Origin of the sequence: Curtobacterium flaccumfaciens pv. betae (assembly GCF_026241855.1) — a bacterium.
GTDB lineage: Bacteria > Actinomycetota > Actinomycetes > Actinomycetales > Microbacteriaceae > Curtobacterium > Curtobacterium flaccumfaciens.
This window is the reverse complement of sequence record NZ_JAPJDC010000001.1, coordinates 667612-689843: the sequence shown is the minus strand read 5'-3', so window position 1 is coordinate 689843 and position 22232 is coordinate 667612. Positions and strand designations below refer to the sequence as shown.

General features: G+C 70.2%; 24 protein-coding genes, 1 tRNA gene and 1 pseudogene. 13 read left to right on the top strand and 13 right to left on the bottom strand.

Going from position 1 to position 22232, the window contains the following annotated elements; genetic code table 11:
* Positions 1–68: 68 nt before the first annotated feature.
* A complete protein-coding gene (locus tag ORG17_RS03355) occupies positions 69–1082 on the bottom strand; it encodes an SMODS domain-containing nucleotidyltransferase (RefSeq protein ID WP_214526592.1) in 1014 nt (337 codons plus the stop codon).
* Between the two features lie 288 nt (positions 1083–1370).
* Here ORG17_RS03355 and ORG17_RS03350 point away from each other — a divergent pair, with 288 nt between their 5' ends.
* Complete coding sequence (locus ORG17_RS03350; RefSeq protein ID WP_214526591.1) at positions 1371–1934, top strand: hypothetical protein; 564 nt, start codon at positions 1371–1373, stop codon at positions 1932–1934.
* A 36-nt stretch (positions 1935–1970) separates the two neighbouring features.
* On the opposite strand, the gene ORG17_RS03345 is transcribed toward ORG17_RS03350, so the two are convergent.
* Positions 1971–3133 (bottom strand): IS3 family transposase gene (locus tag ORG17_RS03345; RefSeq protein WP_214526590.1). Its coding sequence is split into 2 segments (ribosomal slippage): positions 1971–2854 and positions 2854–3133, totalling 1164 coding nucleotides; the frame shifts between segments, so codons are not numbered across the junction.
* Between the two features lie 26 nt (positions 3134–3159).
* Here ORG17_RS03345 and ORG17_RS03340 point away from each other — a divergent pair.
* Positions 3160–3738, top strand: coding sequence for a hypothetical protein (locus tag ORG17_RS03340; protein ID WP_214526589.1), 579 nt, complete (start codon positions 3160–3162; stop codon positions 3736–3738).
* Between the two features lie 249 nt (positions 3739–3987).
* On the opposite strand, the gene ORG17_RS03335 is transcribed toward ORG17_RS03340, so the two are convergent.
* Positions 3988–4059, bottom strand: a tRNA-Gln gene (locus ORG17_RS03335).
* Between the two features lie 79 nt (positions 4060–4138).
* Between ORG17_RS03335 and ORG17_RS03330 the strand changes: the two genes are divergently transcribed.
* Complete coding sequence (locus ORG17_RS03330; RefSeq protein ID WP_027465090.1) at positions 4139–4633, top strand: MarR family winged helix-turn-helix transcriptional regulator; 495 nt, start codon at positions 4139–4141, stop codon at positions 4631–4633.
* Between the two features lie 47 nt (positions 4634–4680).
* A complete protein-coding gene (locus ORG17_RS03325; RefSeq protein ID WP_214526588.1) occupies positions 4681–5157 on the top strand; it encodes a VOC family protein in 477 nt (158 codons plus the stop codon).
* 6 nt (positions 5158–5163) lie between these two features.
* Here the strand turns inward: ORG17_RS03325 and ORG17_RS03320 are convergent, their stop codons facing one another.
* The 7 genes and pseudogenes from ORG17_RS03320 to ORG17_RS03295 all read right to left on the bottom strand — a co-directional run bounded on the left by ORG17_RS03320 (position 5164) and on the right by ORG17_RS03295 (position 10389).
* A complete protein-coding gene (locus tag ORG17_RS03320) occupies positions 5164–6519 on the bottom strand; it encodes an ABC-F family ATP-binding cassette domain-containing protein (RefSeq protein ID WP_411913892.1) in 1356 nt (451 codons plus the stop codon).
* A gap of 23 nt (positions 6520–6542) precedes the next feature.
* Positions 6543–7011 (bottom strand): annotated as a pseudogene (locus ORG17_RS18450) (ATP-binding cassette domain-containing protein); the annotation flags it as partial.
* Positions 7012–7242: 231 nt separating this feature from the next.
* The gene (locus ORG17_RS03315) at positions 7243–7641 is read right to left on the bottom strand and encodes a PLDc N-terminal domain-containing protein (protein WP_051596635.1); all 399 of its coding nucleotides are present in this window, start codon (positions 7639–7641) and stop codon (positions 7243–7245) included.
* An 84-nt stretch (positions 7642–7725) separates the two neighbouring features.
* Complete coding sequence (locus ORG17_RS03310; protein ID WP_214526587.1) at positions 7726–8166, bottom strand: molybdenum cofactor biosynthesis protein MoaE; 441 nt, start codon at positions 8164–8166, stop codon at positions 7726–7728.
* A complete protein-coding gene (locus ORG17_RS03305) occupies positions 8163–8675 on the bottom strand; it encodes a MogA/MoaB family molybdenum cofactor biosynthesis protein (protein WP_027465087.1) in 513 nt (170 codons plus the stop codon). Before ORG17_RS03305 ends, ORG17_RS03310 begins: the two co-directional genes overlap by 4 nt.
* Complete coding sequence (gene moaC / locus ORG17_RS03300) at positions 8672–9160, bottom strand: cyclic pyranopterin monophosphate synthase MoaC (protein ID WP_214526586.1); 489 nt, start codon at positions 9158–9160, stop codon at positions 8672–8674. Before moaC ends, ORG17_RS03305 begins: the two co-directional genes overlap by 4 nt.
* A complete protein-coding gene (locus ORG17_RS03295) occupies positions 9157–10389 on the bottom strand; it encodes a molybdopterin molybdotransferase MoeA (RefSeq protein ID WP_214526585.1) in 1233 nt (410 codons plus the stop codon). The genes moaC and ORG17_RS03295 overlap by 4 nt, the downstream gene beginning before the upstream one ends.
* Positions 10390–10496: 107 nt before the next feature.
* On the opposite strand from ORG17_RS03295, the gene ORG17_RS03290 reads away from it, so the two are divergent.
* The 8 genes from ORG17_RS03290 (at position 10497) to ORG17_RS03255 (ending at position 19747) form a co-directional block, all read left to right on the top strand.
* On the top strand, positions 10497–11399 hold the full coding sequence (locus ORG17_RS03290; RefSeq protein ID WP_214526584.1) for an MTAP family purine nucleoside phosphorylase: 903 nt from the start codon (positions 10497–10499) through the stop codon (positions 11397–11399).
* The gene (locus ORG17_RS03285; RefSeq protein WP_214526583.1) at positions 11396–12466 is read left to right on the top strand and encodes an NAD-dependent epimerase/dehydratase family protein; all 1071 of its coding nucleotides are present in this window, start codon (positions 11396–11398) and stop codon (positions 12464–12466) included. Before ORG17_RS03290 ends, ORG17_RS03285 begins: the two co-directional genes overlap by 4 nt.
* 397 nt (positions 12467–12863) lie before the next feature.
* Positions 12864–13613 (top strand): glycosyltransferase family 2 protein, encoded by a 750-nt coding sequence (locus tag ORG17_RS03280; RefSeq protein ID WP_027465082.1) that lies wholly within the window; start codon positions 12864–12866, stop codon positions 13611–13613.
* Positions 13610–14269 (top strand): TIGR04282 family arsenosugar biosynthesis glycosyltransferase, encoded by a 660-nt coding sequence (locus tag ORG17_RS03275; protein ID WP_214526735.1) that lies wholly within the window; start codon positions 13610–13612, stop codon positions 14267–14269. The genes ORG17_RS03280 and ORG17_RS03275 overlap by 4 nt, the downstream gene beginning before the upstream one ends.
* Positions 14266–14928: a class I SAM-dependent methyltransferase gene (locus ORG17_RS03270; RefSeq protein ID WP_027465080.1), complete on the top strand. Its 663-nt coding sequence runs from the start codon at positions 14266–14268 to the stop codon at positions 14926–14928. Before ORG17_RS03275 ends, ORG17_RS03270 begins: the two co-directional genes overlap by 4 nt.
* A 126-nt stretch (positions 14929–15054) precedes the next feature.
* Complete coding sequence (locus ORG17_RS03265; RefSeq protein WP_214526734.1) at positions 15055–15300, top strand: hypothetical protein; 246 nt, start codon at positions 15055–15057, stop codon at positions 15298–15300.
* Between the two features lie 145 nt (positions 15301–15445).
* Positions 15446–17065: a phosphoglucomutase (alpha-D-glucose-1,6-bisphosphate-dependent) gene (pgm, locus tag ORG17_RS03260; RefSeq protein WP_214526733.1), complete on the top strand. Its 1620-nt coding sequence runs from the start codon at positions 15446–15448 to the stop codon at positions 17063–17065.
* A gap of 222 nt (positions 17066–17287) precedes the next feature.
* Complete coding sequence (locus ORG17_RS03255) at positions 17288–19747, top strand: MDR family MFS transporter (protein WP_214526732.1); 2460 nt, start codon at positions 17288–17290, stop codon at positions 19745–19747.
* 172 nt (positions 19748–19919) lie between these two features.
* On the opposite strand, the gene ORG17_RS03250 is transcribed toward ORG17_RS03255, so the two are convergent.
* Both ORG17_RS03250 and ORG17_RS03245 read right to left on the bottom strand, forming a co-directional pair.
* Entirely contained in the window at positions 19920–20426 is a 507-nt protein-coding gene (locus ORG17_RS03250; RefSeq protein ID WP_214526731.1) for a hypothetical protein, read from the bottom strand.
* A gap of 87 nt (positions 20427–20513) precedes the next feature.
* Entirely contained in the window at positions 20514–21404 is an 891-nt protein-coding gene (locus tag ORG17_RS03245; RefSeq protein WP_111056903.1) for a DNA-methyltransferase, read from the bottom strand.
* A 125-nt stretch (positions 21405–21529) separates the two neighbouring features.
* Between ORG17_RS03245 and ORG17_RS03240 the strand changes: the two genes are divergently transcribed.
* Positions 21530–21820 (top strand): GNAT family N-acetyltransferase, encoded by a 291-nt coding sequence (locus ORG17_RS03240; RefSeq protein ID WP_027465074.1) that lies wholly within the window; start codon positions 21530–21532, stop codon positions 21818–21820.
* A 37-nt stretch (positions 21821–21857) separates the two neighbouring features.
* Here ORG17_RS03240 and ORG17_RS03235 read toward each other — a convergent pair whose 3' ends face one another.
* Positions 21858–22187, bottom strand: a complete 330-nt coding sequence (locus tag ORG17_RS03235) for a hypothetical protein (protein ID WP_214526730.1) — start codon at positions 22185–22187, stop codon at positions 21858–21860.
* Positions 22188–22232: the final 45 nt, after the last annotated feature.

Genomic DNA, 22232 nt, shown 5'->3' with positions numbered 1-22232 from the left:
CGCTTGGGCGAGCCCCTCCTCAAAGAGGAAGCGACGGTGGGCGAGGAACTCGTCGGCGCCGAGGTCACTCATCCGTATCGACGGCTTCCCCCGGGAACGTCCTTACTGCCCGGCTCGATGTATGCCTTCTTAGTGCCGTCCTCGTTATATCCAGGTGGCATCTCGAAGACCCACTTCCCGTCGGGATCCTTCCCGAGCAACTTGCGGAACGTAACCGCAGCGGCACCCGGATCGTCTTCGTTCAACGCGTTACGCGCGTCGACGGCTGCGGTAGCAAACCGCGTCCGGATGGTCTCGAACTCATCAGATGTGGCGCGAACCGCGATCGATGCGTTATCCATCGTCGGATCAGTCAACGGCACGCCGAGCAGCACGTGATCAGAGAGGACGGCGCTCACCTCTTCGAGGGCGCTGACAAAGTACTCCGCGTGATCGGTCCCGGACACTCGACCCGAGTTGAAGGCGTTGTACGTTGCGATCTCGATGAAGAACCCTCCAGGCTTCGCGCCCTTGTTGAGCAGGTTCCGCCGGACCTGACGCATCAGCTTCACGGTCCGTACGTAGAAGCCGTCGTGTGTCGAGTTCATGGCCGTCGTGAGGCTTGTGAGCTTGTCTGGGTTCGTCGCGACCCAAGCGTTGCTATCGCCACGTTGCGGAATTTCCCATGCGCCGTCGGCCCGGGTTGTGGGCCGCGCAGGCACCGCATCGACGTAGAGGTCGTACTCCGGGAAGCTCACCTGCACACTGCGATCCTGCCGCTTGGTGCGTCGGTGTCCGTCCGCGTCCCTGCCGAACTCCGTGTTGAGGACAGCGAACACATGGTCGAGCAAATCTTGAGCTTCCACATCCGAATCGATGTCCGCGAGGCGCGTGAAGACGTCCACGTCCTTCATGCGCTTGATGGAGACGCTTCGCTTGTACGAGCCGATCAGAATCGTGTCGGCGCCGTAGTCGCGGAGACGATCATCACACTCGAGTACTTCGCGCACCCGCTCGTGAGCGAGTGGGGCGTTCGTCTTGTCGGTGAAGTCCGGCTCGATCGCGGCGAGCGCCTTGGTGAACTGGTTGTTGAGGTGAGCCATCGGCCCTTCCCTTCTCTGACCCTACGACTCCGAGGCCACCCCGGTAGCCTGAGTGATACTCAGAGGTTAAGCCACACCACTGACATCCCGCGAGTGCACAAGACCAGCGAAGGTGCCGCTCATCTCGGAAGAGCCTCGACAAGTCCTCGGGTGATGTGTAAAGCGATCTCGTAGCCCCTTCCATGGGTCTCGTTAGTGACCTCAAGAACCTAGTCCCCAGCACAGATTGGCAACCCCATCTCTACTTGGACCGACTCAATACTCCGGATCTGGACGATGGTAGGCCCAGTGCTCGCCGCGCTCCTCGCGACCTGGTTGACGCAACATGCCCAATTCCGCACGGAAGTACGGCGCGAGCGGGCCGCAGCCGCCGCGGAACATCGCCAGGCAAACAGGCAGCTATATATGGATGCCCTTAAGCTCGCAGACCGGTTGCGCGACCGGGTCGGCGCCTGGGCCATCGTGGCGTCGCTGTACTGCCAGGGATCGTCAGCCGACGAGGTGCCGGATAGCGACAGGTGGAAGCGCATGCGTGCGGCCACCGAAGACCTCGAGAAGCAGGTGGCTGACGTCGGCGGCGAAGCTGGCGGGATGCTAACAATGCTGCGCACCTCGGGCGCGAGTCAGGTTGCGCATTGCTTCGGGGCGCTCATCGACGCCGTCAAAGTCAACGCTCCGACCAGCGCTCTACCCTTGCCGGGGAAGACTTACGCGAGTCTGCGGTCGCTTCCTGCCGACGACCTCCCTGCAAGCATCGGCGCGGTCGACCATCACACCGAAGAGGCTGTTTCCGAACTCATCGCCGCGGTAAGTGCAGTACTGGCGACTGACGTCCTGCGCGCAAGCCGATAACGCTGGGACTGCTGCAGGATTGGTTGACTCGTTCGTTTAGGCCGCGAGTGCGACCTGTGGGTTGATGATCGTCTCGTACTCGATCGGGGTCAACTTCCCCAGACCTCGTTGCCGTCGTTTCCGGTGATAGGTCGCTTCGATCCAGGTGATGATCGCGAGCCGGAGCTCTTCCCTGGTCGCCCAACGTTTCCGGTTCAGGACGTTCTTCTGCAGGAGCGCGAAGAACGATTCCATTGCAGCGTTGTCGGCGCACGCACCGACTCGCCCCATTGATCCGAGCAGGCCGGCATCACCCAGCGCGCGGACGAACTTCTTCGACCTGAACTGACTGCCCCGGTCCGAGTGGACGACGGTTCCTGCCGGGTTCCGGCGATGCACCGCCATTTGCAGGGCCGCGACGGCGAGCGAGGACCGCATCCGGTCGCTTATCGAGTAGCCCACGATACGGCGCGAGCAGGCGTCCTTGATCGCGCAGAGGTACAGCTTGCCCTCCGCCGTGTTGTGCTCGGTGATATCGGTCAGCCAGAGCTTGTCGAGGTCTGGCGCGGTGAACGCACGGCGGACACGGTCATCGTGCACCGGCGGCCCAGCCTTGCGATTCAGGCCGCGCTTCTTCGCGTGCAGTGACCAGAGCCGCTGCTGCGAACACAACCGCCACACTCGCCGTTCCGACACCGTATGACCGGACGCAATCAGGTCGTCGGCGATGAACCGGTAGCCGAACGTCGGATCGTCCCGGTGCGCATCGATCGCTGCGTTGGTCAGGTGCGCGTCCTCCCAGTCCCGCTGAGAAACCGGGTCGGCGCGCCACCGATAGAAGGCCTGCTTCGAGAAACCCCGCACCCGGCAGGTCACCGCGACGGGGACACCATCGGCGGCGAGTTCTAGGACCAGCGGGTAGATCATTTTGGGAGTTGCGACCGGGCGAAGTACGCCGCTGCCCGGCGGAGGATCTCGTTTTCCTGCTCGAGCAGCCGGATCCGTTTCTGCGCGTCCCGCAGCTCGGCCTGCTCAATCGCCTTCACGGATGGCGACGCAGCAGCAGGGACGCCGTCATCACGGTCCGCGAGACGCAACCAGCGGGCCAGGCAGGACTCGGACACACCGAAGTCCTTCGCGACCTGCCGCACCGACGTCTCACCCTTCCGGGCGACCGCGATCACATCGCGGCGGAACTCTTCCGGATACGCCTTCACCATGGCGCACATCCTTCCAGCAGGAGCCCATGCCCCTACCTCTCAGGAGTCAACCGAACCTGCAGCAGTCCCACGACACCACCTGTGCCCGCCAGTACAGCTACCCCGAGTTCGACGACCCGGAGATCCCGGACGCGGCAACCGGCGAGATGATCAAGGTCACGATTCCGGGCAAGACCGTCAAGATCCCCGGCGTCTTGCACGACAAGGACGGTAAGAAGCACCAGAAGCACATCAAGTACGGGCAGGAGTACGAGTACAAGTCTCCCGTCTGGAAGGCGTGGTTCGGCAAGCGAAACAACATCGAGAACGGCAACTCCTGCCTCAAGGACGCCGACCGTGCAGCACTGGGCGTCCCAATGAAGCGGCGGATGCGTGGGCCGTGGATCATCGAGATGGCCGGCGCAATGGCGGCCGCGACGGCGAACCTCTCTCGCATCCTCGACTGGCTGAAGGTCCGGCTCGCGCTGCGCAACATGAACCGCATGAGCCGAACGAGCGCTGCGCTCTTCGAACCCGGAGTCGAGACTCTCACTGTCGAGGAACACGACCGACGCAACGCGTTCAACAGGCTCGCGAAGATGGAAGAACTGAGACTCCTTACGTAGCACGGACCAGATTTCCCGCACAACCGAACACACACACACTCTCATCGGCAGACTCACAAGCGCTGTCGCGATGCCCCCTGCCCTCGCCCGGGCCGGGGGCTTTCGCGCGTTCACCCCGAAGAGTGTCCGCGCTCCGCCGATGGCTCAGCGAGCCGCCGTGCGAGACCTTGCGCCCGAAGGAGAGCAGCAGACGCTGCTCTCACGTCATTTCTCACAATGAGATTCGCCAATAGTCCGATCACCCCTCCGCTCCGCCTCCAGGATTCGAACCCGGACCTAACGGCACCAAAGGCCGTCGTGCTGCCATTACACCAAGGCGGAACGCACCCGGAGGTGCTCCTCCATCTTCCCACGACCGACGAGGCTGGCTGTCCGCTCCGGGTTCGGCCAAGATGGAGGGATGCCGCATGAGGACGAGGTCGATCGCATCGTCGCGGCGTGGGGTCGTGAGCGTGCCGACCTCGACTTCGGCCCGCTCGAGGTCCTGTCCCGCGTGGACCGGCTCGCCCGGCACCTGGACCGCGCCAGGCGGACCGCGTTCGACGCGAGCGACATGGAGCCGTGGGAGTTCGACGTCCTGTCGGCCCTGCGGCGGGCGGGTGAGCCCTACGAGCTGAGCCCGAAGACCCTGCTGCAGCAGACCCTGGTGTCGAGCGGCACGATGACGAACCGGGTGGACCGCCTGGCGGCCCGCGGCTTCGTGGGGCGACGGACCGACCCGAAGGACGGCCGCGGCATCCTCGTCTCGCTGACGGGCAAGGGCCGGGTGGCGGTGGACGCGGCGATCGCAGACCTGCTGGCCGCCGAGCGGGACATCCTGTCCGGGGTCTCCGCCGACGAGCAGGGCCAGTTGGCCGGGCTGCTCCGCCGGCTCATCCTGGGCCTCGGGGACTGACCGACAGCGTGACACGGGCCGAGCGGCCCCGGCGTATCGTGCGGCGCATGCACGCCATCACCCTCGCCGTCGCCGACGTCGCTCGATCGGCCGAGTTCTACCGCGCCCTGCTCGGCATCGAGGGCAGCGGCGTCATCGGGACCGAGTACCCCGCCACGGAAACGCAGGCCGGCGGCACCACGGCGATGTTCACCCTCGACGACGGGCTGATCGTCAGCGTCTACGGCCGTGACGACATGGCGAAGGACTCCGGCGTGCAGCTGGCCACGGCACCGAGCAGCACGATCGGGCACTTCACGGGCAGTCAGGCCGAGGCCGAGGCGTTCCTCGAGCGAGCACAGGCAGCGGGCGCCACGATGCCCGAACCGCCGTACACACGCCCGTGGGGCATGTGGTCCGGCTTCTTCCAGGACCCGGACGGCCACCTGTGGGAGGTCGTGGCGAACCCCGGTGGTGGGGCCCCCGAGGACGCCACCCCGGCGGACAGCGGCCAGGACGCGGTCGACCCCGCGTCCGTCGAGTAGACCGGCTCAGACCCCGAGCAGCTCCGCGACCTCGAGCCAGCGCTCCTCGAGCTGCTCGACCTCGGCCTCGAGCGCACCGAGCTTCGCCTGCAGTTCGCCGAGTCCGGCGTAGTCGGACTGGTCGTGCGTCGCGAACTGGTCGAGCAGCTTCTTGCGGTCCGCGCCGACCTTCGCGATCTTCCGGTCGAGCGCCGACATCTCCTTCTCGGCCGTCCGCCGGTCCGCTCCCGACAGGGCCGACGCACCAGCGGCCGTGGACCCGGCCACGGCACCGGCCGAGCCGGTCCCGCCGACGGTGTCGGGCCTCCCGGCAGACGCGGCGGCAGCCGCAGAGGCGGTCCCGCCCCCGGTTCCGGCCTCGCGCAGACGCATGTACTCGTCGACGCCGCCAGGCAGGTGGCGCAGGTGCCCGCCGAGCACGGCGTACTGCTGGTCGGTGACGCGCTCGAGCAGGTACCGGTCGTGGCTGACGACCAGCAGGGTGCCGGGCCAGGTGTCGAGCAGGTCCTCCATGGCGGCGAGCATGTCGGTGTCGAGGTCGTTGGTGGGCTCGTCGAGGATCAGCACGTTCGGCTCGTCGAGCAGGATGAGCATGAGCTGCAGGCGCCGCTTCTGCCCACCGGACAGGTCCTTGACCGGCGTGGAGAGCTGCTCCGAGGTGAAGCCGAGCCGCTCGAGCAGCTGCGACGGCGTCATCTCCTTGCCGTCGGCGACGTAGCTCGTCTTCTTGCGGGCCACCACCTCGCGCACGCGGTCGTCGGCGAACTGCTGCAGGTCGGCGAGCTGCTGGTCGAGGACCGCGACCTGCACCGTCTTGCCGGTCTTCACCCGCCCGCTCGTCGGCTGCAGCCGGCCGGAGACCAGGTTGAGGAGCGTGGACTTGCCGGCGCCGTTCGGGCCGAGGATGCCGGTCCGCTCCCCCGGAGCGATGCGCCACTCGATGCGGTCGAGGATCTGCGTGCCGTCGAACGAGACGCTCACGTCGAGCAGGTCGACGACGTCTTTGCCGAGGCGCGCGGTCGCTGTCCGGGACAGCGCGACCGTGTCGCGGATCGGCGGGACGTCGTCGATCAGGGCGTTCGCCGCGTCGATGCGGAACTTCGGCTTGCTCGTGCGGGCCGGGGCGCCGCGGCGGAGCCACGCGAGCTCCTTGCGGGCCAGGTTCTGGCGGCGCTGCTCGATCGTGGCGGCCTGCCGGTCACGCTCGACGCGCTGCAGGATGTACGCGGCGTAGCCACCTTCGAAGGGGTCGACGACCCCGTCGTGGACCTCCCACGTGTCGGTCGACACGGCGTCGAGGAACCACCGGTCGTGCGTCACGACGACCATGCCGCCCTGGTTCGACGACCAGCGGCGGTTGATGTGCCCGGCGAGCCACTCGATGCCCTCGACGTCCAGGTGGTTGGTCGGCTCGTCCAGGAACAGGACGTCCCAGTCGCCGACCAGCAGCCGCGCGAGCGCCACACGACGACGCTGCCCACCGGACAGCTCGTCGACGCTGACGTCCCACGGGATGTCCGAGACCAGACCGCCGATGATGTCGCGGATCTTCGGGTCACCGGCCCACTCGTGCTCCTCGAGGTCGCCGACGACGGTGCTGCCGACGGTCGCGCCCTCGGGCAGGATGTCGCGCTGGTCCAGGTAGCCGATGGTCAGCCCGCGCCGGTGCGTGACGCGGCCGCCGTCCGGCTCGAGGCGCTGGGACAGCAGTGCGAGGAGGGTCGACTTGCCGTCGCCGTTCCGGCCGACGACGCCGATCCGGTCACCCTCGTCGATGCCGAGGGTGACGTTGTCGAAGACGACCTTGGTGGGGAACTCGAGATGCAGGTTCTCGGCGCCGAGGAGATGTGCCACGCGTCAAGGGTAGGTGGCGCGGCGGGGTGGTGGGTGCGGGGCGGGTGGTTCGGGTGTTCGGCCGGCTCTGGTCGCATGGTGCGCGCTTGTTCGAGTGGTGCGAGGTTGCCCGCTCGGTGCGAACCCGTAGCGGCACACGGAGCGCGCAACCTCGCACCGGCCGACAGACCGCGCACGGTGCGTCGGCGAGGCGGCGCTCCGCGCGTCGGTGCGACGGCCTGGAGGCCCGGGTCAGCTCGCGGGGGCCGCGTCGCCTTCGCCCGCGGCCTCCTTGGCACGCTTCAGGCGGGCCTGCGCCTCCCAGTACTCGATCTCGCGCTCGAGCTCGGCGAGCTCCTGCTCCGTGCCGGTCACGCGCTTGGCGCCGTGCGCACTGCGGGCATCGCCGAGGGTGGCGTACCGGTCCTCGTGGCGGGTCGGCTCGATGTACCGACCGTGGTTCCGTTCGCCCGGAGCCCAGTCGTGGCCGATGGCGAACCAGACGATGCTGCCGACGACGGGGACCAGGATCACGAGGATCACCCACGCGATCTTCGGCAGGCCGCGGATCTGGTCATCCGTCTTCGTCAGGATGTCGATCAGGGCGAAGACCAGCAGGATGACGGTGATCCCGGGCAGCAAGACGCTCATGTTCGCGATTCTATGGATCGGCTTGGAGTCTCACCATGCCCCGAACGAGCGTCCCGGTTGCGAAGGTGCACAGGGTGGGGCCGGTCACAGCGCCGCGACCCACTCGTCCGTCCCGTCGGTGAACCGCTGGTGCTTCCAGATCGGCACGCGCTCCTTCACCAGGTCGACCAGGGCACCGCACGCGGCGAACGCCTGCGCCCGGTGCGACGACGACACCGCTGCGGCGAGCGCGACGTCCCCGATGCCGAGCGCCCCGACGCGGTGCAGCACGGCGATCCGGACGTCGGGGTGGTCCTCGGCGATGGTCCGGGCGACCTCGGTGATGACGTCGCCGGCGCTGGGGTGCCGCTCGTAGTCGAGCGCCGTGACGCCCTTGCCACCGTCGTGGTCACGGACGATGCCGGCGAAGGTCACCACGGCGCCGTCCTGCTCGGTGGCCACCACGGCTGCGACCTCGTCGACGCTGACGTCGCGGTCGACGACGTCGGCGAGCACGACCCGTGCGGCGGCCTCGGTGCTGCTCACGAGGCGCTCCGCGGGGCGTGGCCCTCGCCGTGCACCTGGGCGACGACGTGGTCGAGCACACCGTCGAGCACGGCGAGCCCGTCGGACACCCCGCCGCGCGACCCGGGCAGGGTGACGAGCAGGCAGCCGGCGTTCGTGACCCCGGCGACGCCGCGGGTGAGCAGCGCGGTGGGGCCGGCACCCGCGAGCCCGCGTCGACGGATCTCCTCGGTGATGCCGGGCAGTTCGAGGTCGATCAGCCCCGCCACCGCCTCGGGGGTCCGGTCGGTCGGGGTGACCCCGGTGCCGCCGGTGGTGATGACGACCCGTGCGTCGGCCAGGAGTTCGGCGGTGACGGTCTCGGTGATCGCGCCGCCGTCGGGGACGATGATCGGGTCGCTCGTCGTGAACCCGCGGTCGCGCAGCCAGTCGACGATGACGGGCCCGGTGCGGTCGAGTGCGGGGTCGGCGGCGGCCTGCGTGGACACCACGACGACGGCGGCCCGGCCCCTGGTCGGCTCGGCGGTCATCGGTTGCTCCAGTCCCCGGAGCGCCCGCCGTGCTTCTCGAGCACGCGCACGTCCGTGATCACGGCCGCTCGGTCGACGGCCTTCACCATGTCGTACACCGTCAGGGCGGCGACGCTCGCCCCGGTCAGGGCTTCCATCTCGACGCCGGTGCGCGAGGTCGTGCGGACCGACACCTCGATCAGCACGCGGTCGTCGGTACCGGTGATGTCGACCTGCACGCCGGCGATCGGCAGCGGGTGACACAGCGGGATCAGGTCGGAGGTCTTCTTCACCGCCATGATCGCGGCGAGCCGGGCGGTGCCGACGACCTCGCCCTTGGGCAGCGAGCCGTCGAGGATGCGTGCGACGACGTCGGGACGGGTGACGACGGTGGCGGTGGCGGTGGCCGACCGGTCGGTGACGTCCTTCGCGGAGACGTCGACCATGTGCGCGCTGCCGTCGGCGCGGACGTGCGACAGCTGGTCGGAGGCGGACGGGTCGGTCATCGGAGGCTCCAGACGGTGAGGGGGTCGCCGGGTTCGACGGTGTCGACCCCCACGGGGACGTGCACCAGGTGGGTGGCGGCGGCGTAGTGCACGAGCAGGTGCGAACTCGGCCCACCGACGAAGTGCACGGCCCCGCCCTGCACCCGGCCGCGCCGGACCTGGTGCTTGCCGACGGGTGAGCCGGCAGCGGACGCCGCCGGCAGGACCTGGGTGGGGCGGTCCGGCGTGAGTCCGACGGCGGCGGCGAGCAGGGGACGCAGGAACACCTCGAACGAGACGAGCGCCGACACCGGGTTGCCGGGGAAGGACACCACCGGTACGGCGCGACCGTCTCCGAACACGACGCTGCCGAACGCCTGCGGCCCACCGGGTTGCATCGCGACCGGCGTCACCGCGAGCCCGCGTGGTTCGAGCGCCTGTCGGACGACCTCGTACGCCCCGGCGCTGATGCCCCCGGTGGTCAGCACGAGGTCGGCCCAGTCCCCCACGGCTGCATCGAGCGCCCGGTCGAAGGCAGCGACGTCGTCGGGCACCCGGACGGCCCGCGAGTCCGCACCGACCTGGGCAAGGGCTGCCCGCAGCGCGATGCCGTTCGCGTCGCCGATGGTCGCCGCGTCCGTGTCGGCGCCCTGCAGCTCCGAGCCGGTCGACACGACGAGGACCCGCAGCGGTCGGCGCACCGACACGGTCGTCACCCCCGTAGCGGCCAGGGCCCCGAGCAGCGCCGGCGTGACCGCGGAACCGGCCGGAGCGAGCTCGGCACCGGCGGGCAAGTCGCTGCCGGTGACCCGCACGAACGTGCCGGCGGTCAGGTCGGCGGGCACCGTCACCCGGGGCAGCTCGAGCGCAGCCGGGAACGCGCCGGGCTCGGTCGCCTCGACCGGGAACACCGCGTCGGCGCCGGTCGGGATCCGTGCACCGGTCATGATCGGCGCAGCCGTGCCGGGCTCGAGCGGTTCGGGCACCACGCCGGCGGGGATCGGTTCGACGACCCGGACCTGCTGCCCCGCCTCGGCGACCCGCACCGCGAACCCGTCCATCTGGCTGTTGTCGAACGGCGGCAGCGGAACGGGCGACAGGACGGCGGCCGCGAGCACGCGGTGTGCGAACCCGGCCCCGAACCCCGCGCCGGCGAGTTCGTCGATCGACAGTTCTTCTGATCCGAGGCCCGCCACCACCGGCGCGAGCAACGCCGCCAGGTCGTCGCGGTGCTGACCGATCGTTCGCACAGGTGCCTCCGAACAGGGGGGTGGTGGCGCCGTTCCCGGTTCGCCCGGTGGCGCCGTCAGTAGCGTATCCAGCGCGCAGCCCGCGCCGACGACCAACCGGAGGACCTGTGGAGAACGACGAAGCCGTGACGATCGGTGTCATCGGAGGCTCCGGCCTCTACCAGCTGTTCGAGGAGGGCACCGCCGACGAGCTCGACGTCCCGACCCCGTTCGGCCCGACGTCGAGCCTGATCAGCATCGGCACGATGGCCGGAAGACGGGTCGCGTTCCTGACCCGCCACGGCCGTGAGCACTCCGTCGCCCCGCACCGCATCAACCACCGTGCGAACGTCTGGGCGCTCCGTTCGCTCGGCGTCCGCGCGATCGTGTCCTCGAGCGCCGTCGGCGGCCTGCACCCCGACTACGCCCCGGGCACCTTCGTCGTGACGGACCAGCTCATCGACCGCACCTGGGGCCGCGCCGACACGTTCTTCGAGGACGACGTGCAGCACCTGTCCTTCGCCGACCCGTTCGACCCGACGCTCCGCCGCGCGGCGATCGACGCCGTCGCCGGGCTCGACGTGCCGTTCCGTCCGACCGGCACGTGCGTCGTCATCCAGGGTCCCCGGTTCTCCACCCGCGCCGAGTCCGTCTGGCTCCGGCAGGCCGGCGGTCACACGATCAACATGACGATGACGCCCGAGGTCCCCCTGGCCGCCGAACTCGGCATCGCCACGGTGAACCTGTCGTTCGTCACCGACGCCGACGCCGGCCTGGCCCCGACCGAGGACGAGGCCGCAGCTGCCGCCGCATCCGCAGCCGCAGCCAGCGGCCCCGACGTCGACGACGCCGGAGCCGTCGTCACCCACGCGCTCGTCATGGAACGCCTCGCCCGTGCCAACGAGGTCATCGTCCGCGCCATCGGCCAGATCGTCGCCGCGATCCCCGCCGACTTCACCCCGCGCGAACTCGTCCCGACCAGCGCGAGCGCAAGCATCATGCAGGCCCAGCCCACAGGCGCCACCGCATGAGCCGCCTCCTCGTCACCGGCGGCGCCGGCTTCATCGGCTCCGCGATCGTCCGCCGCGCCCTGGCCGACGGCCACGAGGTCCGCGTCCTCGACTCCCTGCGCGACGACGTGCACGGCGACCCCGCCGAGGTCGTCCGCGCCCACCAGCAGCAGGGCATCGCGTTCGTGCACGGCGACGTCCGCGACCGGGTCGCCCTCGACGCCGCCCTCGACGGCATCGACGTCGTGTGCCACCAGGCCGCCAAGGTCGGCCTCGGCGTGGACTTCCAGGACGCCCCCGACTACGTCTCGTCGAACGACGCCGGCACCGCCCACGTCCTCGCCGGCATGGACCGGCACGACATCGGCCGGCTCGTCGTCGCCAGCTCGATGGTCGTCTACGGCGAGGGCGCGTACACCACCGCCTCCGGCGAGCCGACCCGTCCGCCGGCCCGCCGCCGCGAGGACCTCGACGCCGGCCGCTTCGACCCCATCGGCCCCGACGGTCAGCCCCTGCTGCCCGGCCTGATCGACGAGTCCGCCGCGCTCGACCCCCGCAACGTGTACGCGCAGACGAAGGTCGCGCAGGAGCACCTCGCCTCCAGTTGGGCCCGTGCCACGGGCGGCCGCGCGATCGCGCTCCGGTACCACAACGTCTACGGACCGGGCATGCCGGCGAACACCCCCTACGCCGGTGTCGCGTCCCTGTTCCGCTCGGCGCTGGCCCGCGGCGAGGCACCCCGGGTCTTCGAGGACGGCGCCCAGCGACGCGACTTCGTGCACGTCGACGACGTCGCCGGTGCGAACGCAGCCTCCATCGCAGCGACCGCCGACCTGCCGTCGGACACGTTCCGCGCGTACAACGTCGGCTCCGGCACCGTGCACACCATCGGCGACATGGCCGCCGCGATCGCCGGACCCGACGGCCCGCAGCCGGTCGTCACGGGCGAGTACCGCCTGGGCGACGTCCGTCACGTCACCGCGAGTTCGGCACGCATCGCCGCCGAGCTCGGCTGGCACGCCGAGGTCGACTTCGAGGCCGGCATGCGCGACTTCGCGACGGCACCGCTCCGCAGCGCCGTCCGCTAGCCGGAACGCGTGAGCGGGCCGGTCGGCGCGAGCGACGCCTGAGAGCACGGCCAGCCACCGGACGGGAGGGCCGTGACGGCCCCGCCCCGCGCCTCCCGTCCGAATTCCCCGCCCCCACGGCCCCGCAGGACGACGTCGTGTCGGCACCACGCCCCCTGCTGCGTGAGACGCCGCCGCACCAGGCGGCGTCTCGACGACACGACGGCGTCTTGCGCAACCACTTGCGGAACCACTCGCGGAACCCACGCGCGCATCCTGTCCCCCGTTCTGGGGACCGGACGCGGATCGAGCGCGCTGAACGACCAGGACCCGGCAGTTTCCTGTACCCCGCAGCGCGTCGTCGTGTTGTGTCGAGTGCATGCCAGGACAGACCCGTCGATCCGACCGACCGCACCGAATGACGGACATGACTGTCGACGTGATCCTGCCGTGCCTCGACGAGGCGGACGCCCTGCCGAAGGTCATCGCGCGCCTCCCCACGGGCTACCGGGCCATCGTCGTCGACAACGGATCGACCGACGGATCGGCCGACGTCGCCCGCGCCCACGGTGCCCTGGTGGTGACGGAACCCGTCAAGGGGTTCGGTTCGGCCTGCGCCGCCGGGGTCGCCGCGGCGACCGCCGACTTCGTCGCGTTCTGCGACGCCGACGCCTCGATGGACCCGGCCGAGCTCCCGCCCCTGGTCGACCGCGTGGCCAGTGGCCGCGTCGACCTGGCACTCGGCCGTCGCGTCCCGACCGGCCGCGGTGCGTGGGCCCCGCACGCGCGGTTCGCGAACCGCGTCCTCGCCGTCCTCATGCACCGCGCGACCGGCTACCGCCTGCGCGACCTCGGCCCGATGCGTGTGATGCGCCGCGAGGACCTCGTCTCCCTCGACCTGCGCGACCGCCGCAGCGGCTACCCGCTCGAGATGGTCCTGGCCGCGCACGCCGCCGGCTGGCGCGTCGACGAGTCCGACATCGGGTACGCGCAGCGCATCGGCGACAGCAAGGTCACCGGAACGCTCCGCGGCACGATCAACGCGGTGCGGGACATGTCCCGTCTGCTCCGTGCGTACCGCCGGGAGGCCCGTGTCCGGGTCGTCGCACCGGGGCCGCTCCGCCAGGCGGCCGAGTCCACCCCCGTGGTCGAGGAGGCCCGCTCGTGACCGCCACCCACGCCAGCGACGCTGCGCGCGCCGACGTCACCGTCGCCGTCGTGGCGAAGGAGTGCCTGCCCGGCAAGGTGAAGACCCGGCTGACGCCGGCGCTCTCCCCCGAGGGCGCCGCGCGCGTCGCGTCCGCGAGCCTCGCCGACACCCTGGCGACCGTCCGCGCACTGCCCGCGGCCCGCCGGGTCCTGTTCTTCGACGGCGACGTCGTGCCGGCTTCGGCCGAGGGGTTCGAGGTGCTGCACCAGCCCGGTGGCGGTCTGGACGAGCGCCTCGGGTTCCTGTTCGACGCCGTCGACGCTCCACTGCTGCTCGTCGGCATGGACACCCCGCAGGTGTCCACCGCGGACCTCGCCCCGGTGTTCGAGGACGCCGCCCGCGACGCCTGGTTCGGCCCGGCCGAGGACGGCGGCTTCTGGTCGCTGTACCTGCGACAGCCCACCGGGGACCTGCTGCGCGGCGTCCCGATGTCGCGCGACGACACCGGAGCCGTGCAGCTCGCACGCCTGACCGACGCCGGACTCGACGTGGGCGTGCTCGGGGAGCTGCTCGACGTCGACACGATCCCGGACGCCGAGCGGGTCGCCGACCTCGCTCCCGACTCCGACTTCACCCGGGCACTCCGTGCCGAGACCGTGGGGAGCACCCGATGACCATGCACGCACCCGTCTCGTTCGGTGCCGGCGGCGGCGAACCGTACGCCCGTGCCCTGCGCACCGACGGCCACCTGCGCCTGACCGATGCCGACCGCCCCGACGCCGTCACCACGATGGACGTCGGCCGCTGGAGCGCCGCCGCCGACCGCGTCGACCGCTCGCTCCTCGACGACGTCGACGGCGGGGTCATCGACATCGGCTGTGGTCCGGGCCGGATGCTCGTCGCCGCACGGTCCCGGGGCATCCCGGCGCTCGGCGTCGACGTCTCCGCCGAGGCCGTGGCCATCGCGCAGCGCGCCGGCGGCACCGCCCTGCAGGGTTCCGTGTTCGACGCCGTGCCCGACGAGGGTCACTGGGACACCGCGCTGGTGATCGACGGCAACATCGGCATCGGTGGTGACCCGACGGCCCTACTCGCCCGCTGCCGCGAGATCGTACGAGCCGGCGGCCGGGTCATCGTCGAGACGAACCCCGAAGCCGCGGCCGACCGCGTGTACACCGCGCGGGTGGTGGACGCCGACGGCAACGAGAGCGCCGGGTTCCCGTGGGCCGAGGTCGGCCTCGACGCCCTGCACCGGCACGCGGCGGACGCCGGGATGGTCCCGCGGCAGAGCTGGACGGCCGAGGGCCGGAACTTCTGCGAGCTGCTCGCCTGAGTCTCCGACACGCGCTTGTTTTGCATGATGCAAGACAAGTGCGTAGAGTGGTGGTCATCCAGCCGACGGCGTCGCGGTCGCCGGCTCGGTGACCTGCGGACCTCGGCACGACGACGAGGAGCACCCATGCAGAACCGTCAGAACCCCCTGGGCGGCGCCTACGTGACCGGCCTCGAGACCCGCGCCGAGCTCGGCGCCTTCACAGGCGACGCGACCCGCAGCCCGGTCGGCAGCTACACCGGCACCGGCACCGGCCGAGCACTCGGCCGCTTCGTCGACACGCAGTTCCGCCGTCCCGGCACCGCGACGTCCTCGACGCGCACCGTGACCGGTTCGTTCCGCACGGCGACGGGTTCGTTCCGCACCGCCTGAGGCACCTGCCTCCACAGACCGCGAGCGGTCGCCCGCCCCGGGTGTCCCCCCTCAACCCGGGTTGGGCGGCCGCTCGCTCGCGTTCCCCCGACCTCCGGTGCACTTCCCCCGAACGCGCCAGGGCGGCCGATGCCAGGATGGACGCATGAACGACCGCGCCGGCACCCCAGCGACCGCAGACGACCTCGTCGACCTCGACGAGCTCCTCGCCGCCTACCACGACCGAGTGCCCGACGTCTCGGCCCCCGAGCAGAAGGTCGTGTTCGGCACGTCCGGACACCGCGGGTCGTCGCTCGACACCGCCTTCAACGACACCCACATCGCCGCCATCACGCAGGCGATCGTGGAGTACCGCCGCGACCAGGGCACCGACGGGCCGCTCTTCATCGGCCGCGACACCCACGCGCTCTCGGCCCCCGCCGAGCAGACCGCTCTGCAGGTCCTCGCCGCCAACGGCGTGCGCGTGCTCGCCGACAGCCAGGACGGTTTCGTGCCGACGCCCGCGCTGAGCCACGCGATCATCCGCTACAACCGCGCCGGCAACCCGGACACGGCCGACGGCATCGTCATCACGCCGAGCCACAACCCGCCCCGCGACGGCGGCTTCAAGTACAACCCGCCGCACGGTGGTCCCGCCGACAGCCACGCCACGAGCTGGATCGCGAACCGGGCGAACGCGATCATCGAGGGCGGCAACGCCGAGGTGCAGCGCACCGAGGACGCCGCGCCCGAGCGCTACGACTTCCTGAACACGTACGTCGCCGACCTCGAGAACATCATCGACATCGCCGCGATCAAGCGTGCCGGCGTGAAGATCGGTGCAGACCCGCTCGGTGGCGCCTCGCTGCCGTACTGGAACGCCATCCGCGACCACTACGGACTCGACCTGACCGTCGTGAACCCCGAGGTCGACCCCACGTGGGCGTTCATGACGCTCGACTGGGACGGCAAGATCCGGATGGACCCGTCGAGCCCCTCGGCGATGGCTTCGGTGCTCGCGCGCAAGGACGACTTCGACGTGCTGACGGGTAACGACGCCGACTCCGACCGGCACGGCATCGTCACGCCCGACGGCGGACTGATGAACCCGAACCACTACCTCGCGGTCGCGATCGAGTACCTCTACGCGCACCGGCCCGAGTGGCGCGACGACGCCGCGATCGGCAAGACCCTGGTGTCGTCGAGCATCATCGACCGCGTCGCCGAGTCCCTGGGCCGTCGCCTGTGGGAGGTCCCGGTCGGCTTCAAGTGGTTCGTCCCCGGCCTGATCGACGGCTCCGTGGCCTTCGGCGGCGAGGAATCCGCGGGTGCGTCGTTCCTGCGCACCGACGGCACCGCGTGGACCACCGACAAGGACGGCATCATCCTGGCGCTCCTGGCGTCCGAGATCGTCGCCGTCACCGGCAAGACCCCGTCGCAGCTCTACGCCGAGCTGACCGAACGCTTCGGTGCCCCGGTCTACCAGCGCGTCGACGCCGCGGCCTCGAAGGAGCAGAAGGCCCGCCTCGGCAAGCTCGACGGCGACGCCATCACCGCGGACACCCTGGCCGGTGACCCGATCACCGCGAAGCTGTCGAAGGCCCCGGGCAACGACGCAGCCGTCGGCGGTGTGAAGGTCGTCACTGACAAGGCGTGGTTCGCCGCGCGCCCGTCGGGCACCGAGGACGTCTACAAGATCTACGCGGAGAGCTTCGTCGGGCAGGAGCACCTCGAGCAGGTGCAGCGTGAGGCCAAGGAGATCGTCGACGCAGCCCTGGGCGCGTAGCGCCCTCGTCGGACGGGCTGCGGGTCTCGGACACCGCAGCCCGTCCGCCGGAACCGAGCCGGGCCTCCAGGCCGTGTGCAACCTGGGCCCACTGGGCGTACCGTGACTGCGATCCACTCAGGAAGCCGTCTCGGTGCGACCGAGCACTTGCGGTAGTTGTAACTTTGCAGGCAGCGCAAAAATCGTTCTGCCAGCGCATCGGTACCCCGGGAGACCCTGCTCATGACCCAGACGGCGACCGCCCCCGCGGCCCCCACCACGGCGTCCAACGTCGTGATGAACCACCGACAGATCCTGTTGGTGATCTACGGCCTGATGGCCGGCATGTTCCTCGGTGCCCTCGACCAGACGATCGTCGGCACCGCGATCCGCACCATCGGTGACGACCTGCACGGACTCGACCAGCAGGCCTGGGTCACCACCGGCTACCTCATCGCATCGACGGTGACGACCCCGATCTACGGCAAGCTCTCCGACATCTTCGGTCGCCGGCCGCTCTTCATCACCGCGATCGGCATCTTCATCGTCGGTTCGTTCGCGGCGTCGTTCTCCGACTCGATGCTCATGCTCGCCGGGTTCCGCGCGCTGCAGGGCCTGGGTGCCGGTGGTCTGATGTCCCTGCCGCTGGCGATCATGGGCGACATGCTCGCCCCACGCGAGCGGGCGAAGTACCAGGGCTACTTCCTGGCGGTCTTCGGCATCTCGTCCGTCATCGGTCCGCTCGTCGGCGGCGTCTTCGCCGGCGCGGACCAGCTGCTGTTCATCGCCGGCTGGCGCTGGGTGTTCCTGATCAACGTGCCGATCGGCATCATCGCCCTGTTCATGGTGCTGACGTTCCTGCACCTGCCGAAGTTCGGCGACCGGGGCAAGCCCCGCATCGACTGGTGGGGTGCGACGCTCGTCATCGTCACGCTCGTGCCGCTGCTGCTCATCGCCGAGCAGGGCCGCGAATGGGGCTGGGACTCCCCCGCCGCCTTCGCCTGCTACGCAATCGGCGCCCTCGGCCTGATCGCGTTCATCATCGTCGAGCGGGCCATGGGCGACGACGCGATCCTGCCGATGAAGCTCTTCGGATCGCGGGTGTTCTCGATGTCCGCGATCCTGTCCGTGCTCGTCGGCTTCGGCATGTTCGGCGCGATGCTGACGATCCCGCTCTACCTGCAGATCGTCAAGGGCGTGACCCCGACCGAGTCCGGCTTCGCCATGCTGCCGATGGTGCTCGGCCTGATGATCTCGTCGATCGCCTCCGGCCAGATCATCTCCCGCACCGGCAACTACCAGGTCTTCCCGATCACCGGAACGGCGTTCACGGCGATCGGCTTCACGGTCCTGACGTTCCTGACCGCCGACCGGCCCCTGTGGTTCCTGATGCTCGGCATGTTCGGCATCGGGCTCGGACTCGGACAGCTCATGCAGACGCTGACCCTCGCCGCGCAGAACTCGGTGTCACCGCGGGACATCGGTGTCGCCACGAGCGCCGCGACGTTCTTCCGCCAGATCGGCGGCACGATGGGCACCGCTGTCCTGCTCTCCGTGCTGTTCACCCTGATGCCGACGAACATCAGCGCCGCGATGCAGAACGAGTCCGACCTGAAGAGCGCGCTCAACGCCGCGATGACGCCCTCGGTCGCGAACGCGTCGAAGAACCAGGGCGTGATGGACGAGATCTGGGCGAAGATCGTCGACCCGGTGCAGAAGAAGGTGCAGGACGGTCTCGACCAGGGCACCGCGCAGGCGAAGCAGGCCGCCGACGCCGCCGTGACCAAGCAGGTGACGGCAGCGGTGCAGCAGCAGGTCGCCGCGGGGACCGTCCCGGCCGCCGCAGCGGACACGATCATCGCCCAGCAGGTCGACGACGCCAAGCCCGCAGCCGAACAGCAGGCGCTCGAGACGGCGGCCACGAAGGCGAACGCCTCGGTCGTCGACAGCAAGCTGCAGATCGACTACTCCGACAAGGGGCAGCGGGAGAACGTCGTCGACCAGGTCGCCCCGACGCTCATCAAGCAGCTCAAGAGCGGCGACTCGGCCGCGAGCTCGTCCACCGACTCGGCGACGAGCGACACGTCGTTCCTGAACGGGGCGGACCCCCGGCTCAGCCGTCCGTTCCTGGTCGGGTTCAGCGACTCGGCCGTCCGCGTCTACTACGTCGGCCTCGCGGTGATCCTGCTCGCCTTCGTCCTGACGTGGTTCTTCCGGGTGCCGCCGCTCCGCAAGACCTCGGCGCTGCAGGAGCAGGCCGATGCCGCGCGCACGGCTGCCGGTGCGGGGTCCGACGGGAGCGCCGCTGCAGCCGCTGCAGCCGCCGCACCTGGAGCTGCCCCGGTGCCGACGGGGTCGTCCTCCGCCGAAGTCCCGACCTCGCCCGACGTGCCGACGTCGCCGGACGTGCAGCCTCGGTCCGCCCGGGCCACCGGGGCGTCGGACGTCTCGGTGCTGCCGCACGGGGTCGACGACACCCGTGCGCCGCTGCCGAACGCCACGACGCACGGTGCGCACTCGGCGGCTGCGCCGGTCGACGAGCCCCCGACGACGACCGGTGCCATCCGGACCCGGGCTGCCCACGCCGCCCCGGTCGTGGAGCCGGACGCCCAGGGGGCCGGAGCCGATGCGGCGGAGGCGAGCCGGGCCTCCCGGCCGGACGCTGACGACGCGCACGCGCACGGGCGGCACTCCGCGGAGTAGTCGGCGCGGGCGCTCGCTCGCTGATGCCGAACGACGAGGTCGCTGTCGTACGACAGCGACCTCGTCGCATCTGCGCGCGTGCAACTGTTGCGGCCGCGCGGAGGCGACACCGTCGACGTCGTACGACATCGACATCGACATCGACATCGACATCGACGCTCCCGTGCGGAGGCTACGAGCGCTCTCGCTCGCGCATCTCGACGTAGTCCCCGGCGGCGCACGCCGAGGTACCACTGACCGTGTCGCCCCCACCGAGGTCGGAGGACTGGAACCCGATGTTCGCCACGCCGTCCCCGCTGCCGTCGACGCCGCTGGAGGACGCGTCGGCATCGGAGAACCGCTTCGTGTCGAGTCCGCGCTCGCCCCACAGCTTCTCGAGCGTCCGGATCCCCTGCTCGACGTCGCCGCGATCAGCACGGGACTTGATGTACGTGTAGTTCACACCCTCACCGACGCCGCGCTCGTCCTCACACGTGCCGAGCCGCGGCCCTTCCTGGGCCGTCCACGTCCCTCCGAGCGCATCGGTCGTGTCGTCGACGAGCTGCTGGATGCTGCGCTTCGCATCGGCCGGCTCCTGGGTCGGTCGGTTCTCCATCTGTCCTCCAGAACAGCCGGCAGTCGTGCCGACGATCGCGATCGTGGTCACGGTGACTGCGATCCACTGCCTCAGGGCGGTCATCGGCGTCGGTTTTCCCTCGGGTCGTTGGGTCGTTGGGTCGTCGGGGCGTCGGGTCGAGGGAGCCGTTGCCGTTCTCGGTGCCGCGCCTCAGACCGCCGGCGCCGCGTCCCCCGCCGCTGCCTCCGGTGCTCCAGCCACCTCGAACGACGCACCCGGCAACCGCTTCCGCATCACGTCGATCGCCGCAGGGTTGTCGTCCACCAGCACGTACCGCCGCCCCAACGCCTGTGCCACGGCGCCCGTGGTCCCACTGCCCGCGAAGAAGTCGAGCACCCAGTCCCCCTCGCGTGAGGACGCCTGCACGATCCGCCGCAGCACCCCCTCGGGCTTCTGCGTGGGGTAGCCGGTCTTCTCGCGGCCGGTCGGCGAGACGATCGTGTGCCACCAGACGTCGGTGGGCAGCTTGCCGCGCTCGCGCTTCTCGGGGGTGACGAGACCCGGCGCCATGTACGGCTCGCGGTCGACGGCCTCGGAGTCGAACCAGTACCGCGACGGGTCCTTCACGTAGACCAGGATCGTGTCGTGTTTCGTGGGCCAGCGCGTCTTGGACTTGGCACCGAAGTCGTAGGCCCAGACGATCTCGTTCAGGAACGACTCACGGCCGAACAGCGCGTCGAGCAGCACCTTGGCGTAGTGCGACTCGCGGTAGTCGAGGTGCAGGTACAGCGTGCCGTCGGCGGCGAGCAGCCGCCAGGCCTCGATGAGTCGGGGTTCGAGGAACGACCAGTAGTCCTCGAACCGGTCGTCGAAGCGCATCAGGTCGCCGCGCACCCGCTCGTAGGTCCGGCCGTGGAACCCCATCACGGGACCGTCGGCCTTCGGCACGGCGGACGTCGCGTGCCGGCGCTGGTACCGGCCGGTGTTGAACGGCGGGTCGAGGTACACCAGTGTGAAGGACCCGTCCGGGTAGGCGGGGACCACGTCGAGGGCGTCGCCGAGGACGACGCGGTCCGGGCCTCGGTCGTCTCCCCTGCGCACGGACCCATTGTCGCGCACCGAGCGAGCACGCTCGACGCGCACCGCACCGCACCGCACCGCACCGCACCGCACCGCACCGAGCGGACACGCACCGCACGCCCAGGCCCCGGCGTACGGTCGAGTGCATGGCAGCAGCACCCGAGGTCCGCAACGACACCGACAAGCAGCAGTACTCCCTGATCGAGGACGGCGAGGTCATCGGCCTCGCGGCGTACGAGATCGACGGCGACGAGATCCGCTTCGTGCACACCGAGGTCGATCCCGAGCACCGCGGTGGTGGGCACGCGTCGATCCTGGTGCAGCACGCCCTCGACGACGTGCGTGCGAGTTCGTCACGCCGGGTCGTCGCGCAGTGCAGCTACGTGCACGCGTGGATCGAGCGGCACCCGGACTACCAGGAGCTCACGACGCGCTGACGCGGGCGACGCACAGACGAGCGCGGCGCCCGTCCGCTCAGTACGAGCGGTCGTGCGTCCCCACGCGCGCCTCGTGCCGCCTGGCGCTCCGCACCGTCGGCACCCGGATGAGCACGCTGCCGCTGAGCAGATCGTGGTCGTCGTCCGCCGGTGACGGGGCCTGTTTCGGCAGGCGCGCCTGCCGTTCGTACTCGGCTTGCGTCTCGTGCCGGGTCGGAGCGAACACCTCGTCCAGCATCCCGACCATGCCTCCGGATCCACCGCTCCGCTGGGATTTGTTCGACAGGTCGATCCACCCCATGCGATCGGCGATCCACACCACGACGGCCACGGCGGCCACCGCCCCCAGGAAGATCAACCAGTTCACGGCAGCGACGCTACGTGGGCTGCGCGGCGAGCGGATCAGCCGCGC